This window comes from Acidovorax sp. GW821-FHT09B03, from assembly GCF_059418305.1.
The window spans coordinates 56,525-68,514 of the sequence record NZ_JBWKPP010000009.1 but is presented as its reverse complement, the minus strand read 5'-3'; the positions used below and the strand labels follow the sequence as shown (position 1 = coordinate 68,514).

General features: G+C 68.1%; 14 protein-coding genes. 5 read left to right on the top strand and 9 right to left on the bottom strand.

Annotated features, from left to right (window positions below; all coding sequences use genetic code 11):
* Position 1: 1 nt before the first annotated feature.
* The 4 genes from AC07PA_RS17450 to AC07PA_RS17435 form a co-directional block, all read right to left on the bottom strand.
* Positions 2 to 577: a hypothetical protein gene (locus AC07PA_RS17450; RefSeq protein ID WP_494607440.1), complete on the bottom strand. Its 576-nt coding sequence runs from the start codon at positions 575 to 577 to the stop codon at positions 2 to 4.
* Positions 574 to 858 carry a DnaJ domain-containing protein gene (locus tag AC07PA_RS17445; RefSeq protein WP_007858846.1) on the bottom strand — a complete coding sequence of 95 codons (285 nt, stop codon included), beginning with the start codon at positions 856 to 858 and terminating at the stop codon, positions 574 to 576. The genes AC07PA_RS17450 and AC07PA_RS17445 overlap by 4 nt, the downstream gene beginning before the upstream one ends.
* Before the next feature lie 64 nt (positions 859 to 922).
* Positions 923 to 1,636, bottom strand: a complete 714-nt coding sequence (locus tag AC07PA_RS17440; protein ID WP_007858853.1) for a YebC/PmpR family DNA-binding transcriptional regulator — start codon at positions 1,634 to 1,636, stop codon at positions 923 to 925.
* 161 nt (positions 1,637 to 1,797) lie between these two features.
* On the bottom strand, positions 1,798 to 2,190 hold the full coding sequence (locus AC07PA_RS17435) for an SMI1/KNR4 family protein (protein WP_494607437.1): 393 nt from the start codon (positions 2,188 to 2,190) through the stop codon (positions 1,798 to 1,800).
* 118 nt (positions 2,191 to 2,308) lie between these two features.
* Here AC07PA_RS17435 and AC07PA_RS17430 point away from each other — a divergent pair, with 118 nt between their 5' ends.
* Positions 2,309 to 3,538, top strand: a complete 1,230-nt coding sequence (locus AC07PA_RS17430) for a nucleoside recognition domain-containing protein (protein ID WP_494607435.1) — start codon at positions 2,309 to 2,311, stop codon at positions 3,536 to 3,538.
* Here AC07PA_RS17430 and AC07PA_RS17425 read toward each other — a convergent pair.
* Positions 3,535 to 4,506 (bottom strand): AraC family transcriptional regulator, encoded by a 972-nt coding sequence (locus AC07PA_RS17425; RefSeq protein WP_494607433.1) that lies wholly within the window; start codon positions 4,504 to 4,506, stop codon positions 3,535 to 3,537. The two genes, AC07PA_RS17430 and AC07PA_RS17425, sit on opposite strands and share 4 nt — an antisense overlap.
* 121 nt (positions 4,507 to 4,627) lie before the next feature.
* On the opposite strand from AC07PA_RS17425, the gene AC07PA_RS17420 reads away from it, so the two are divergent.
* The gene (locus tag AC07PA_RS17420) at positions 4,628 to 5,524 is read left to right on the top strand and encodes an NmrA family NAD(P)-binding protein (RefSeq protein ID WP_494607431.1); all 897 of its coding nucleotides are present in this window, start codon (positions 4,628 to 4,630) and stop codon (positions 5,522 to 5,524) included.
* A 199-nt stretch (positions 5,525 to 5,723) separates the two neighbouring features.
* On the opposite strand, the gene AC07PA_RS17415 is transcribed toward AC07PA_RS17420, so the two are convergent.
* Genes AC07PA_RS17415 through AC07PA_RS17405 form a run of 3 tightly spaced genes read right to left on the bottom strand, consistent with a single transcriptional unit; the run spans position 5,724 to position 7,895 of the window.
* Entirely contained in the window at positions 5,724 to 6,656 is a 933-nt protein-coding gene (locus AC07PA_RS17415; RefSeq protein WP_494607429.1) for a ZIP family metal transporter, read from the bottom strand.
* Between the two features lie 57 nt (positions 6,657 to 6,713).
* Positions 6,714 to 7,337 carry a superoxide dismutase gene (locus AC07PA_RS17410; RefSeq protein WP_494607427.1) on the bottom strand — a complete coding sequence of 208 codons (624 nt, stop codon included), beginning with the start codon at positions 7,335 to 7,337 and terminating at the stop codon, positions 6,714 to 6,716.
* 57 nt (positions 7,338 to 7,394) lie between these two features.
* Entirely contained in the window at positions 7,395 to 7,895 is a 501-nt protein-coding gene (locus tag AC07PA_RS17405; RefSeq protein WP_007858861.1) for a DUF2753 family protein, read from the bottom strand.
* A gap of 189 nt (positions 7,896 to 8,084) precedes the next feature.
* Here AC07PA_RS17405 and AC07PA_RS17400 point away from each other — a divergent pair, with 189 nt between their 5' ends.
* Positions 8,085 to 8,792 (top strand): HAD family hydrolase, encoded by a 708-nt coding sequence (locus tag AC07PA_RS17400; protein WP_494607425.1) that lies wholly within the window; start codon positions 8,085 to 8,087, stop codon positions 8,790 to 8,792.
* A gap of 442 nt (positions 8,793 to 9,234) precedes the next feature.
* Positions 9,235 to 10,806, top strand: a complete 1,572-nt coding sequence (locus tag AC07PA_RS17395; RefSeq protein WP_494607424.1) for an EAL domain-containing protein — start codon at positions 9,235 to 9,237, stop codon at positions 10,804 to 10,806.
* Positions 10,807 to 10,812: 6 nt separating this feature from the next.
* Here AC07PA_RS17395 and AC07PA_RS17390 read toward each other — a convergent pair whose 3' ends face one another.
* Positions 10,813 to 11,466: a TetR/AcrR family transcriptional regulator gene (locus AC07PA_RS17390; protein ID WP_494607423.1), complete on the bottom strand. Its 654-nt coding sequence runs from the start codon at positions 11,464 to 11,466 to the stop codon at positions 10,813 to 10,815.
* A 79-nt stretch (positions 11,467 to 11,545) separates the two neighbouring features.
* On the opposite strand from AC07PA_RS17390, the gene AC07PA_RS17385 reads away from it, so the two are divergent.
* Entirely contained in the window at positions 11,546 to 11,989 is a 444-nt protein-coding gene (locus AC07PA_RS17385) for a VOC family protein (RefSeq protein ID WP_494607422.1), read from the top strand.
* Position 11,990: the final 1 nt, after the last annotated feature.

Sequence of the window (11,990 nt, the reverse complement as noted above, 5' to 3'; positions counted from 1 at the left end):
GTCAGTCCTTGCGGTCAAAGCCTACGTCGGACAGCCAGTTGTCGCTGGCCTCCTCACGCGAGCGGGCGTTGTGCGGGTCGGCGGCATCGTCGGCGCTCAGGTTGTCGTAGCCGTCGTCGTGCTCGGCGGCGTCTTCGTCGTTCTCTTCATCTTCGGCGTCGGCTTGCTGGGCCGCAGGCGCCAGGCGCGAATGCACCTGCAGGTACTCGAGGCCCGCTGCCACGGCCATGAAGCGCTCGCCGCCAGGCTCGGCCAGCACCGTCCTGGCCAGGCTGGCAGCCCAGGGCTCGAGCAGCACGGCGCCATCGGCCAGGGTGCTCCAGGCCGGCAGGTCGTCCACGCCGCGGCCGATCAGGTGCTCCAGCGCCGCGGGGCGCGCAAAGCGAAAGCCCTGGTGGAAGACCACGGCCACCATCTCGGGGGCCAGCTCCATCATCTGCACGAGAAAGGCCATTTCGTTGCGCTTTTGCGCCAGCCGCTTGCGCAGCACGTCCTTGCCTTCGGAATCCTGGGTCAGGTCATCGAGCTCGGCCTGGTAGGCCGAACGCAGGTCATAGAAATAGGGAGAGAGTTTCACGAAGGAAGAATGCCTTGGGTGTAGGTGTGCCAGATTTCCTGGGCGGTCTGCAGCGGGTCGTCGAGCAGGTTGCGGCGGCGGTTGTCGTCGTAGGCCTGGCGTGCCGTATCGTCGGACAGCACGTCATACGCCTTCTGCACCGCCTGGAAGCGCTGCGCGGCGTCGGGCGCCGGGTTGCGGTCCGGGTGGTAGAAGGCCGCCTTCTGGCGGTAAGCCTTCTTGATGTCGGCGAGCGAGGCGTTGGCCGCCAGCCCGAGGGCGGCGTAGTGGTCTGCAGTCATGGAATCCAGGTGGTGCGGTGGCCGGCGCGCACAGCGGGCGCCGGCACCAGGGCGGCGGGCTTCTTCAGCCGCCCAGGCTCACGTACACGTTCTGCACGTCGTCGTTGGAGTCGATGGCCGCCAGAAAGTTTTCCACCTCTTCGAGCTGTTCGGCCGTGAGGTTGGCGGGGTTCACCGGGTTCTTGGGCTTGTAGCCCAGCTTGGCCGACAGCACCGTGAAGCCCTGGGCCGGCAGAGCGCGGCTCACCAGGTCCAGGTCGGTCGGGTCGGTCCAGAAGGTGGTGTTGCCTTCTTCGTCGCCGGCCTCGAAGTCCTGCGCACCGGCCTCGATGGCGGCCATTTCAGGGTCGGCATCGCCGTTGGCGGGCTCGGCTTCGATCATACCCACGTGGTTGAAGTCCCAGGCCACCGAGCCGGAGGTGCCCAGCTGGCCCTTGCGGAACAGCACGCGCATCTCGGGCGCGGTGCGGTTGACGTTGTCGGTCAGGCACTCGACCATCACCGCCACCTGGTGGGGCGCAAAGCCTTCATAGATCACGCGTTCGTAGTTGACCGCATCGGCGCCGGTACCGGAGCCCTTCTTGATGGCGCGCTCCAGCGTGTCCTTGGGCATGGAGACCTTGCGGGCCTGCTCGACCACCAGGCGCAGTCGTGCATTGCCGGCCGGGTCGGCACCGCCGCGCGCAGCGACCATGATTTCCTTGACCAGCTTGCCAAACAGCTTGCCCTTGGCATCTGCGACCTGTGCCTTGCCTTTTGCTTTCCACTGCGCGCCCATGTTGGACCTCTTCCTCGGTGAGTTTTGGTTGGTCGGGCGCCCTGCCCTTCAAGCAGGCGCCCTGTCAGGCCAGGAATCCGGGCTTGAAAGCGTTGCAAAAACGCCGCAGCCCCGTCTCTGGCCGAACCCTATAGAGTACCACTGTCGCCAAGGTGCAAGCACTATGGGGGCATGGGTACATCGATCTGCACCGGAGCCTCGTCCACGCCGTGCAGCCAGATGAAGGGCCTGTCGTGCAGCCGGGAGGGCGCCTGCTCGTCGGGCAGCAGGATCAGGTAGTCGCCGCCGCCATTGCTGGCAATGGCGATCCCCTGGGGCGGAAACCCCATCCATTCGCGGGCCGCAGCCGTTTCGCCAAGGATGTGGGTGGCGGAGCGGGTGATGTGCTTGCGGTCCCTCGTGTCGGGCACGGAAAACAGCTCCCAGTACTCGCCCTCGGCCTCCAGGGTGCCGCCATTGGCCTGCATCAGCCGCACACGCAGCCAGGGCGGCAGCGCAAGGCCCAATTGGGCCTCTGCAGCCGCGACAAAGGTTTCGATGGTAGGAAGCGCCATGGCAAGCACGCTACCAGATCGCGCCAGGCCAGGGAACCCGGGCAAATCGCCAAGGCCCGTGCCGCTGGCTCGCACCGACCCAAGGTAACCTTGGGAGCTGCAATTTCCTGGAGACCGGATGCTCAACACCCTCTGGCTGGGTTTTTTCATCATCGCCGCCGTGGCGGCCTTCGCCCAGTGGCTGGTGGGTGGCAATGCGCAGATCTTCGGCAGCATGGTCGAGGCGCTGTTCGCCATGGCCAAGCTCTCGGTCGAGGTCATGGTGCTGCTGTTCGGCACGCTCACGCTGTGGCTGGGCTTTTTGCGCATCGCGGAGAAGGCCGGCATCGTCGACGCCCTCGCTCGCTGGCTGGCGCCGCTGTTCGCCAAGCTCATGCCCGAGGTGCCGCGCGGCCATCCTTCCCTGGGGCTGATCACGCTGAACTTTGCCGCCAACGCGCTGGGGCTGGACAACGCGGCCACGCCCATGGGCCTCAAGGCCATGCGTTCGCTGCAGGAGCTCAACCCCCGGCCCGACACCGCCACCAACGCGCAGATTCTGTTCCTGGTGCTCAATGCATCGTCGCTCACGCTGCTGCCGGTGACCATCTTCATGTACCGCATGCAGCAGGGCGCGCCGGACCCGACCCTGGTCTTCCTGCCCATCCTGCTGGCCACGTCCGTCTCCACCCTGGTCGGGCTCGTGGCCGTGGCCGTGGTGCAGCGGCTACCGCTGTGGCACCCCGTGGTGCTGGCCTACCTGCTGCCCGTGGCCCTGGTGCTGGGCGGCTTCATGGCGCTGTTGACCACGCTGAGCGCCGCGGCCCTGGCCAGCCTGTCCTCGCTGCTGGGCAACCTCACGCTGTTCTCGCTGGTGGTGCTCTTCGTGGTGCTGGGCGCCTGGCGCAAGGTGGCCGTGTACGAGGCCTTCATCGAAGGCGCGCGCGAGGGCTTCGACGTGGCCAAGGGCCTGCTGCCCTACCTGGTGGCCATGCTCTGCGCAGTGGGCGTGTTCCGCGCCTCGGGCGCGCTGGGCTATGTGCTCGACGCCATCCGCTGGTGCGTGGAGGTGGTCGGTGCCGACACCCGCTTCGTCGACGCCCTGCCCACCGCCCTGGTCAAGCCCTTCTCGGGCAGCGCCGCGCGCGCCATGCTGATCGAGACCATGCAGACCCAGGGCGTGGACAGCTTCGCCGCCCGCGCGGCGGCCATCATCCAGGGCAGCACCGAGACCACCTTCTATGTGCTGGCGGTGTACTTTGGTGCCGTGGGCATCCAGCGTGCGCGGCATTCGGTGGCGTGTGCGCTGCTGGCGGAGTTGGCGGGGGTGATTGCCGCCATCGCCGTCTGCTACTGGTTCTTTGGCTAAACCAAGGCGGTGGCGGCTTCCACCCGCCGCTCACTCCCAGGCGAACGCCCCGACCAGCGCTTGTAGGCCCGGCTGAACGCCGCCTCCGACTGGTAGCCCAGGCTGTCGGCCAGCTCGGCCAGGCGCACCTGCCCTTCCTGCAGGCGCGACTGGGCCAGGGCCATGCGCCAAAGGGTCAGGTACTGCATCACCGGCATGCCCACCGATGCCGCAAAGCGCGCGGCAAAGGCCGAGCGCGACATGGCCACGGCGCTGGCCAGCGAGGCCAGGGTCCAGGGCGTGCCGGGCTGCTCGTGCATGAGCACCAGGGCCGGGCCGAGCTGGGCGTCCTGCAGGGCGCCCAGCCAGCCGGTGCGCGCGCCCGGGTCGTTCTGCAGCCAGGTGCGGATGGCCTGCAGCACCAGCACGTCGGCCAGGCGCGTGGCCACGGCCTCGCCGCCGGGCCGCAGGTGCTGGACCTCCTCCTGCAGCAGCGCCAGGATGGGCGCGAGCCAGTTCGATGGGCCCAGCGACTGCCCGCCCAGCACGATCTGGCGCGGCAGCGCATGCACCAGGCGGCGGGCCAGCACGTCGTCAAAACGCACGGCACCACACACCAGGGCGACCGGCGCGTTGCCTTCGCCGTGGCGCATGATCTCGAAGCGCCCGCCGAGCTGCACGCGCGGCAGGTCGAAGAAATCGTCGGCCTGCGAGGTGGCGGTGGACAGCAGGTCGTGCCCCTCGCCGCGCGGCACCAGCGCGAAATCACCGGCCCGCAGCAGCACGGATTCGGCGCCCGGCACGCGCAGCCAGCATTCGCCGGCCGTGATGGCGTGGAACATCAGACAGCCCGGGATCGGCGGCAGCGCAATGCCCAGGGGCGGGTGCAGATAGGAGTAGCAGTAGATCACGCCCGTCATGCGCAACAGGTGCAGGGCCCGGCCCAGCGGGTCGGTGGCGGCAGAGGCGGCTTCAACCTGGATGTCCATGCCGCCATCCTAATCCGGTCTGGACGAATAATCAAAAAACACCGTTGATTCATCATTGGCATACCTGGGGCTGGCCGAGACACTGAACGCCTGTTTGTTCCACAACCCTTTGGAGTTCCACATGTCAGACATCGCAGTGATGGGTGCCACCGGCCACACGGGCAGCGTGATCGCCCGCAACCTCCTCGCGCTGGGCCACCGCGTGCGCGCCCTAGGTCGCTCGGCCGAGCGGCTCGACGCCTTGCGGCAGCAAGGTGCGCAGGTGCACGTGGGTGATGCCGCCGACCCGGCCTACCTCAGCCGCGCCTTCGAAGGCGCCGATGCCGTCTACGCCATGATGCCCTTCGACCCCACGGCCCCCGGTTTCATGGAGCTGCAGCGCACCCAGGGCCAGGCCATCGTGGCGGCCCTGCAGGCGGCGCGCGTGCCGCATGTGGTGGCGCTCAGCAGCCTGGGCGCCGAGCAGCCTGCCGGCACGGGTGTGCTGGTCAGCCTGTACGAACAGGAGCAGCGCCTGGCCACGCTGCAGCACAGCCACGTGCTCAGGCTGCGCCCGGCCATGTTCTACGAGGGCCTGTTCAACCTGCTGCCCGGCGTGAAATACGGCGGCAGCCTGGCCGACGCCTTCGCGCCCGGCCTGCCCATCCCCATGATCGCCACGCGCGACATCGCCGATGCAGCCACCGCCGCGCTGGACCAGCGCGGCTGGACCGGCCACAGCGTGCGCGAGCTGCTGGGCCCCGGGGACCTGAGCCACGAGCAGCTCGCCACCTTCGTGGGCGGGGTGATCGGCCAGCCCGCACTGGCCTACCAGCAGCTTCCGTATGACGCCGCCGCTCAGGGCATGGCCCAGGCCGGCATTGCGCCCGACCTGGCCCACCTGCTGGCCGAGATGGCGCGCGCCCTCAACGAGGGGCGCGTGCGCTCGGTGGAGGGGCGCAATGCGCGCAATACCACCGCCACCCCGCTGCAATCCCTGGCCCCGGCGCTCAAGGCGGCCTACGACGCCCTGCCCTAAAAAGAGAAGGCTGTCGCCCATTTACGCCCTTCCCCAATGCGGCAATGCACTGGCGCCGCGTATGCAACTGGCGCTACCCGAGCCAGTGCCCCCGTGCAAGGGCCGCCCCGCCGCACTGGGGGCGTCCCCCTCCCCGCATTGCGCAGCAATGCGAGAGAGAGGGGGAAGGCGCGAAGCGACTCAGGGGGTGCTCATTTCATCAGCCAAGTGCCGTATCCAGCACCATCATGATCACGAAGCCCAGCATCAACCCACCGGTCGCCCAGGCCTCGTGGCCCTTGCGGTGCGACTCGGGGATGATCTCGTGGCTGATCACGAACAGCATGGCGCCAGCGGCAAAGCCCAGGCCCCAGGGCAAGAGGCTCACCGAGTAGCTGACCACGGCAGCACCGATCACTGCGCCGATGGGCTCCACCAGCCCCGAGGCCATGCCCAAGCCCACGGCCAGCCAGCGCCTGTAGCCGGCGGCCAGCAGCGCCACGGCCACCACCAGGCCCTCGGGCACATCCTGGATGGCGATGCCCGTGGCCAGGGCGCCGGCCCGCATGGTGTCGCCGCTGGCATAGCCCACACCGATGGCCAGGCCCTCGGGCAGGTTGTGCAGCGCGATGGCGAACACGAACAGCCAGGTGCGCCGCAACGTGCGCGAGGTCTGGCCCTCCACGCCCTTGATGAAATGCTCGTGCGGCAGCAGGCGCTCCATCAGCAGCAGCACCAGCGCACCGACCAAGATGGCCGCACCCATGGTGCCGCCCGCCTCCCAGGCCCCGGCCCCGGCCGCGCGCGAGGCATTGATGCCCGGGATGATGAGCGAGAACGAGCAGGCCGCCAGCATAACGCCGGCCCCAAAACCGAACAGCGTGTCCTGCGTGCGCTCGGAGATGCGCTGCGAGAGCATCACCGGCAGCGTGCCCAGGGCCGTGGCCAGGGCGGCCACCATGCCTCCCTTCCAGGCATCGAGCACCACGGGCTGGCCAGCGATCCACTGCCAGATCTGCCAGGTGCCGACCACGCCCCCGGTGACCACGATGGCCAACCCGATCCACTGGCGCCAGTGCAAAGGCTGGCGGGGCGAATCGGTCAGGCGGCTGGGCAAGGCGGCGTTGTCGGGTGACGGCGAGGGAACGGGCATGGTGTCGGCTCCGGAAGGCATCTGTTCAGGGTGCGAGGCGCAGCAGTGCGGATCGATTCAGCCGCGCGCCAGGGCGTAGCGGCGGGCCACCTCGGCCCAGTCCACCACGTTATAGAACGCCGCGATGTATTCGGGGCGGCGATTTTGGTACTGCAGGTAGTAGGCGTGTTCCCACACGTCCAGACCCAGGATGGGGGTGTTGCCTGACAGCAGGCCGGCCATCAGCGGGCTGTCCTGGTTGCCCGAGCTCTCCACCACCAGCTTGCCGGCGCTGTTCACCGACAGCCAGGCCCAGCCGCTGCCAAAGCGCGTGAGCGCGGCCTTGGTGAAGGCGTCCTTGAACGCATCGAAGCCACCCAGCTCGGTCTTGATCGCCTCGGCCAATTCGCCCTGCGGCTCGCCGCCACCCCTGGGCGACATCACGGTCCAGAACAGCGTGTGGTTGGCATGGCCGCCGCCGTTGTTGCGCACGGGGCCCTGCAGGTTCTCGGGCAATTGCGCAATGCCGGCCACCAGCTCGTCCACCGGCAGGCCGGCGTGGGGCGTGCCGTCCAGCGCGGCGTTCAGGTTGTTGATATAGGTCTGGTGGTGCTTGGAGTGGTGGATCTCCATCGTGCGGGCATCGATGTGGGGTTCCAGCGCGTCATAGGCATAGGGCAAGGCAGGCAGCGAATAGGGCATGGGTTCCTTTCAGGTGGGGTGAATCGTCAATGGCCAGGTGGAAAAAATCGGGAAAGCTCAATGCGCCGTGCCCTGCAGCACGCCCGAGGCGGCGGCCAGCACGGCGGTGGTGTCGGGGTGCGGGCCATGGGCCTGCACGTGGCGCAGCAGCGCGGCATGGGATTCGCGGCTGTGGCGCCAGGCCGCCCGCTGCAGGGCGGTGCCCTGGCTGCCATCGGCCATCAGGCCCAGCAGCGTGGCATGCACGCTGCACAGCAACTGCGCAGACGCGTCCAGCGCGCCGGCTTCGGCCTGCAGGTCGGCCAGGTTCAGGTGCGAGACCACCAGGGCGGCAATGCAGTCGTCCTCCCGGCCGGCGGGGGGTGCCTGCACGATGCGCAGCGCCAGTACCAAGGCCTGCTGCTGGTAGGCCAGCGCCATCACGGGCTGTTCCATGTGCAGCGCCGCATTGGCACGCTGCAGCGTGCGCTCCCAATGCGCCAGCGTGGCGGGCTCGGGCGCCAGGGCGTCCCGGGCGGTGGTGGCAATCGAAGGGCTGGATGCGTGACGCAGGTCCATGGCAATGCTCCTGGTGGGAGCCTTTTGCGGTGGACGGGTGTAGCGTACTCAGGCAATTAAAATGATATGCATTCTCATTCGCATTGTCCAGCGAGGGGTTTTGTGGCGGGCACATCAGGGAAAGCGCACAGCCCGGTGCGGCCCGTCTTTGCGAGCCACCTGTGGCACGGATCAGGCACCATTGCCTCCATGGTTCCCCCTCTCCATCGCTACAAGGCCCTGCTGTTCGACATGAACGAAACGTTCATGTTTGGCGGCGACCGCCTGGGGCCCGGCGAAGACTTCGATGCCACCTACCGCGCTGTGGGCGGCGCTGCGCTGTCTGCAGAAGCCGTTGCGCATTGCGTTGGCGCAGCCGTGGCGGGCTTTCTTGCCGACTACACCAACCCTGCCCTTGTCGACGACTTCCCGTCCCTGCGAGAGACGCTTGCCAAACACAGCATACCGTCCAGGCACGAGGCCCGGCTTCTGGAGCTTGTCATTGCAAGGCACGAGGTGGGCGTGGTCCCGGAATGGGCAGCACAGGTGCTCCTCACGCTGGCCCGGTCCCACCGGATGGGGTTGGTGAGCAACCTCTGGGCGCCCTCCCACCACTGGCAGCCCGAGCTGCGCCGGTCGAAGGTCGCGCCCGTGCTGGAATGCCAAGTCTTCTCTTCGGACACGAGGTCCATCAAGCCCTCCCCCCGACTACTCCTGCAAGCGCTGGGTATGCTGGACTTGCCGCCCCAGGATGTGCTGTTCGTCGGCGACAGCCTTGAGCGGGATATTGCTCCAGCCAAGGCGCTGGGGATGGCAACCTGCTGGGTCACGGCCTGCGGCGGCGGCGCGGATGTGGCGGATTTCTGCATAACCTCGATCGCTGCGCTGACCGCGGTGCCCACCCCGGCGCGCGTGTAAGTCCCGGACGACAGGCCTTCACAGCCGGGTGAGGTCGGGGTAAGGTCGGATGGTGCTGCGATCCGACGTTGCGAAACTGGCCGGCCTGACCTCCAACATGTGCTCGCAACGCTGGATGGGGTCCATAGGCGCGCAAGGGCCCAGTGAAAGCCCGCAGGCCAGGTCGGTGCCAAATCAGCGAACATGGGTTCTCACGAAAGACCATGCGGCAGCGAAGAAGGTCACCTGCACCACCCCAAGTTCTTGAGGCTGATGGTGTGAAAGTCAAACCTGGCATGGAGCAGGCCTATCCATTAACAAGTAGTAACATTCGAGCCCAGGTGAGAGGCCGATCCGGGACACTGAGACCCATCCGATGGCAGGGTACGGCCGATTGCCCACCACCCCAAAACACGCCAGCATCGACCCTCATTGCAAGGCACCTCCCCTCACCGCCGCACCCATGAAACGCTTCTACGTCGTTGCCTCGGTCCCCCTGCTGCTGGCGGCGTTGATTCCCATCGCGGCCTCGCTCTACCTGGCGCAGCGCAAGGCCCGGGATGACCAGGTGGCCTACCTGACGTCGCTGGCGGACGAGGTGCTGCGCCGGGGCATCGCCTCGCGCCAGCAGCTGGTGGCGGCCTTGAACGAGCTCGACAAGGACCCCAGCCCACCCTGCGGCCAGGCCAGCCTGGCACGCATGCAGCAGATGGTGGGCACCTCGTTCTACCTGCAGGGCATGGGTTCGGTGGTGGATGGGACGCTGGTCTGCAGCACGCTCACCCTGGGCAGCGGTCCGGTGGCACTGGCCGGCAAGCCCATGGTCACCTCCTCGGGCATCTCCAGCTGGATCGGGGCGCGGCTGCCCTTCGCGCCCGAGCAGCCCTTCCACATCTATGCGCGCAACGGCCATGCGGTGATCATCCACCCCGGCATCGTGATCGACATGCCGGTGCTGCATGCCGATGTGTCGCTGGGCCTGGCGATCACCACGCCCAAGGCACTGATCCGCTCCCGCGGGCCGCTGCAGGAGGCCTGGCTGGACCTCTACCAGGCCCCCGCCCCCAGCCTGGTGGAAAGCGACACGCACCACATCGTGTTTCGCAGCTCGCAGGAGAACAACATCGCGGCCCTGGCCGCCGCGCCCAAGGCCCTGGCCTACGAGGGCCTGGCGGCCCAGGCGCTGGTGCTGGCGCCGCTGGGGCTGGTGGCTAGCGCCACCCTGGCGCTGGGGGTGGCGGCGCTCACGCGCTGGACGCTGTCCTCCCGGTCCCGGCTGCGTGCGGGCCTCAGGCGGCGCGAGTTCTTCGTGCTGTACCAGCCCATCGTGGACCTGCAGACCCGCCGCTGGGTGGGCGCAGAGGCCCTGCTGCGCTGGCGCCGTGGCAACGGCAAGGCCAACGCCACCCTGGTGCCGCCCGACGAATTCATCGCCGAGGCAGAGCGCACCGGCGTAGTGGCGCACATCACCCGCTACGTGATGGACCGCGTGCTCGAAGACCTGCCCGATGTGCTCAAGGCCAGCCCGGGCTTTCACGTCAGCCTGAACCTCTCGCCCCAGGACCTGGTGGCCGACGGGCCCGTGCAATACCTGCAGCAGCGCTTCGACGCCCAGGACCTGCCACCGGGGGCCTTGATGCTGGAGGTGACCGAGCGCGGCCTGGTGGACGTCGAGGCCGCCAGGCCCGCATTGCAGGCGGGCCGGCAGATCGGCGCGTCCATCGCCATGGACGACTTCGGCACCGGCTATTCGAGCCTGTCCATGCTCGAATCCATCGACATCGACACGCTCAAGATCGACCGCATCTTCATCGCCAGCATCGGCGCGCAGGCCGCCATCAGCCCGGTCACCACGCACATCATCGAGATGGCGCAGAAGCTGGGGCTGGACCTGATCGCCGAGGGCGTGGAAACCCAGTTCCAGGCCGACTTCCTGCGCGAGCGCGGCGTGCGGCATGCGCAGGGCTGGCTGTTTGCCAAGGCCATGCCACTGGCCGAACTGCTGGCGGGGCTGAAAGCCCAGGCCAAAGGATAGACGCGCTCAGGCGCCCCTCCCCGCGTTTCCTTCGGACGGCAGCACGCTCACGCACACCCGCTGCAGCGCAGCGATGGCAGCATCGCGCGCGCCGGGGTGCTCGTCGGCAGGGTGGCGCGCGAGCCAGCGCGCCAGCTCGTTGATGGCACCGTTCAAGGCCGAGGCGCAGGCATCGACCTCCAGCGGTGCCAGGCCCGCGGGCGCCAGGATCTCGGCGACCACGGCATGCAGCTGCTGGTAGCCATGGCGCCCGTCGAGTTCCGCCCAGGCCTGGGCGCCCAACACCGAGGGGCCGTCGATCAGCAGCACCTGGCGCGGGCCGGGCCGCGACACCGCATCGATCCAGGCCAATGCACCCGCCACCAACTGGTCCGGCGGGGTCGCCTGTGCATCGGCCGCCCCGTCGATGGCGGCACTGAGCTCGGCATGCACGGCCTCGCAGACGGCCACGAACAGGTCTTTCTTGTCGCGAAAGTGGTGGTACAGCGCGCCGCGCGTGAGGCCTGTGGCCACCAGCAGCGCCTCGGTGGAGGTGGCGGCATAGCCGTCCCTCTCGAACAGCGCGCGCGCCGCCGCAATGAGTTTGGTGCGCGACTGGGCGCCCTGCTCCAGGCGCCGATTGCCCGCGGCGGGGCTGGGAATGGATTTTCCTGTTGACATACAGACTGTACGTATCTATATTTCATTGAACATACAGACAGTATGTACTCAGCGTTCATCCGATGCAACAGGAGCCACCATGCCAACCCCGTCCCCCCTTTCGCAACTGACATCCGCCTATCCCCTGGTCACCACGGCCACCGTCCAGGCCTCGCGCGACTTCTTCGTGCAGCACCTGGGTTTCGAGGTGGTCTTCGAAGCCTCGTGGTTCGTGCTGCTGTCGCGCACCAGCAGCGAGGGCGGTGCGGCGTCCATCGCCTTCATGGCGCCCGACCATCCCTCGCGCCCGCCAGGCCCCGAGGTCTTCAGCGGCCAGGGTCTGCTGCTGACCCTGCAGGTGGACGATGCCCGCCGCGAAGAAGCCCGCCTGCGCGCGGCCGGCGTGGAAATCGTCTACGCCGTGCAGCACGAGCCCTGGGGCCAGGTGCGCTTCCAGGTGCGCGACCCGTCGGGCCTGGTGCTCGACATCGTGGAGCAGGCCGAGCCCGCCGAGGGCTTCTGGGACCCGTACATGGCTGGCTGAC

Excerpts from the sequence above, each read along its gene's own strand:
- AC07PA_RS17385 (WP_494607422.1), top strand. The coding sequence starts at position 11,546 with ATGCCAACCCCGTCCCCCCTTTCGCAACTGACATCCGCCTATCCCCTG.
- AC07PA_RS17395 (WP_494607424.1), top strand. The coding sequence starts at position 9,235 with ATGAAACGCTTCTACGTCGTTGCCTCGGTCCCCCTGCTGCTGGCGGCG.
- AC07PA_RS17415 (WP_494607429.1), bottom strand. The coding sequence starts at position 6,656 with ATGCCCGTTCCCTCGCCGTCACCCGACAACGCCGCCTTGCCCAGCCGC.
- AC07PA_RS17440 (WP_007858853.1), bottom strand. The coding sequence starts at position 1,636 with ATGGGCGCGCAGTGGAAAGCAAAAGGCAAGGCACAGGTCGCAGATGCC.
- AC07PA_RS17400 (WP_494607425.1), top strand. The coding sequence starts at position 8,085 with ATGGTTCCCCCTCTCCATCGCTACAAGGCCCTGCTGTTCGACATGAAC.
- AC07PA_RS17435 (WP_494607437.1), bottom strand. The coding sequence starts at position 2,190 with ATGGCGCTTCCTACCATCGAAACCTTTGTCGCGGCTGCAGAGGCCCAA.
- AC07PA_RS17445 (WP_007858846.1), bottom strand. The coding sequence starts at position 858 with ATGACTGCAGACCACTACGCCGCCCTCGGGCTGGCGGCCAACGCCTCG.
- AC07PA_RS17390 (WP_494607423.1), bottom strand. The coding sequence starts at position 11,466 with ATGTCAACAGGAAAATCCATTCCCAGCCCCGCCGCGGGCAATCGGCGC.
- AC07PA_RS17405 (WP_007858861.1), bottom strand. The coding sequence starts at position 7,895 with ATGGACCTGCGTCACGCATCCAGCCCTTCGATTGCCACCACCGCCCGG.
- AC07PA_RS17425 (WP_494607433.1), bottom strand. The coding sequence starts at position 4,506 with ATGGACATCCAGGTTGAAGCCGCCTCTGCCGCCACCGACCCGCTGGGC.
- AC07PA_RS17430 (WP_494607435.1), top strand. The coding sequence starts at position 2,309 with ATGCTCAACACCCTCTGGCTGGGTTTTTTCATCATCGCCGCCGTGGCG.
- AC07PA_RS17410 (WP_494607427.1), bottom strand. The coding sequence starts at position 7,337 with ATGCCCTATTCGCTGCCTGCCTTGCCCTATGCCTATGACGCGCTGGAA.
- AC07PA_RS17420 (WP_494607431.1), top strand. The coding sequence starts at position 4,628 with ATGTCAGACATCGCAGTGATGGGTGCCACCGGCCACACGGGCAGCGTG.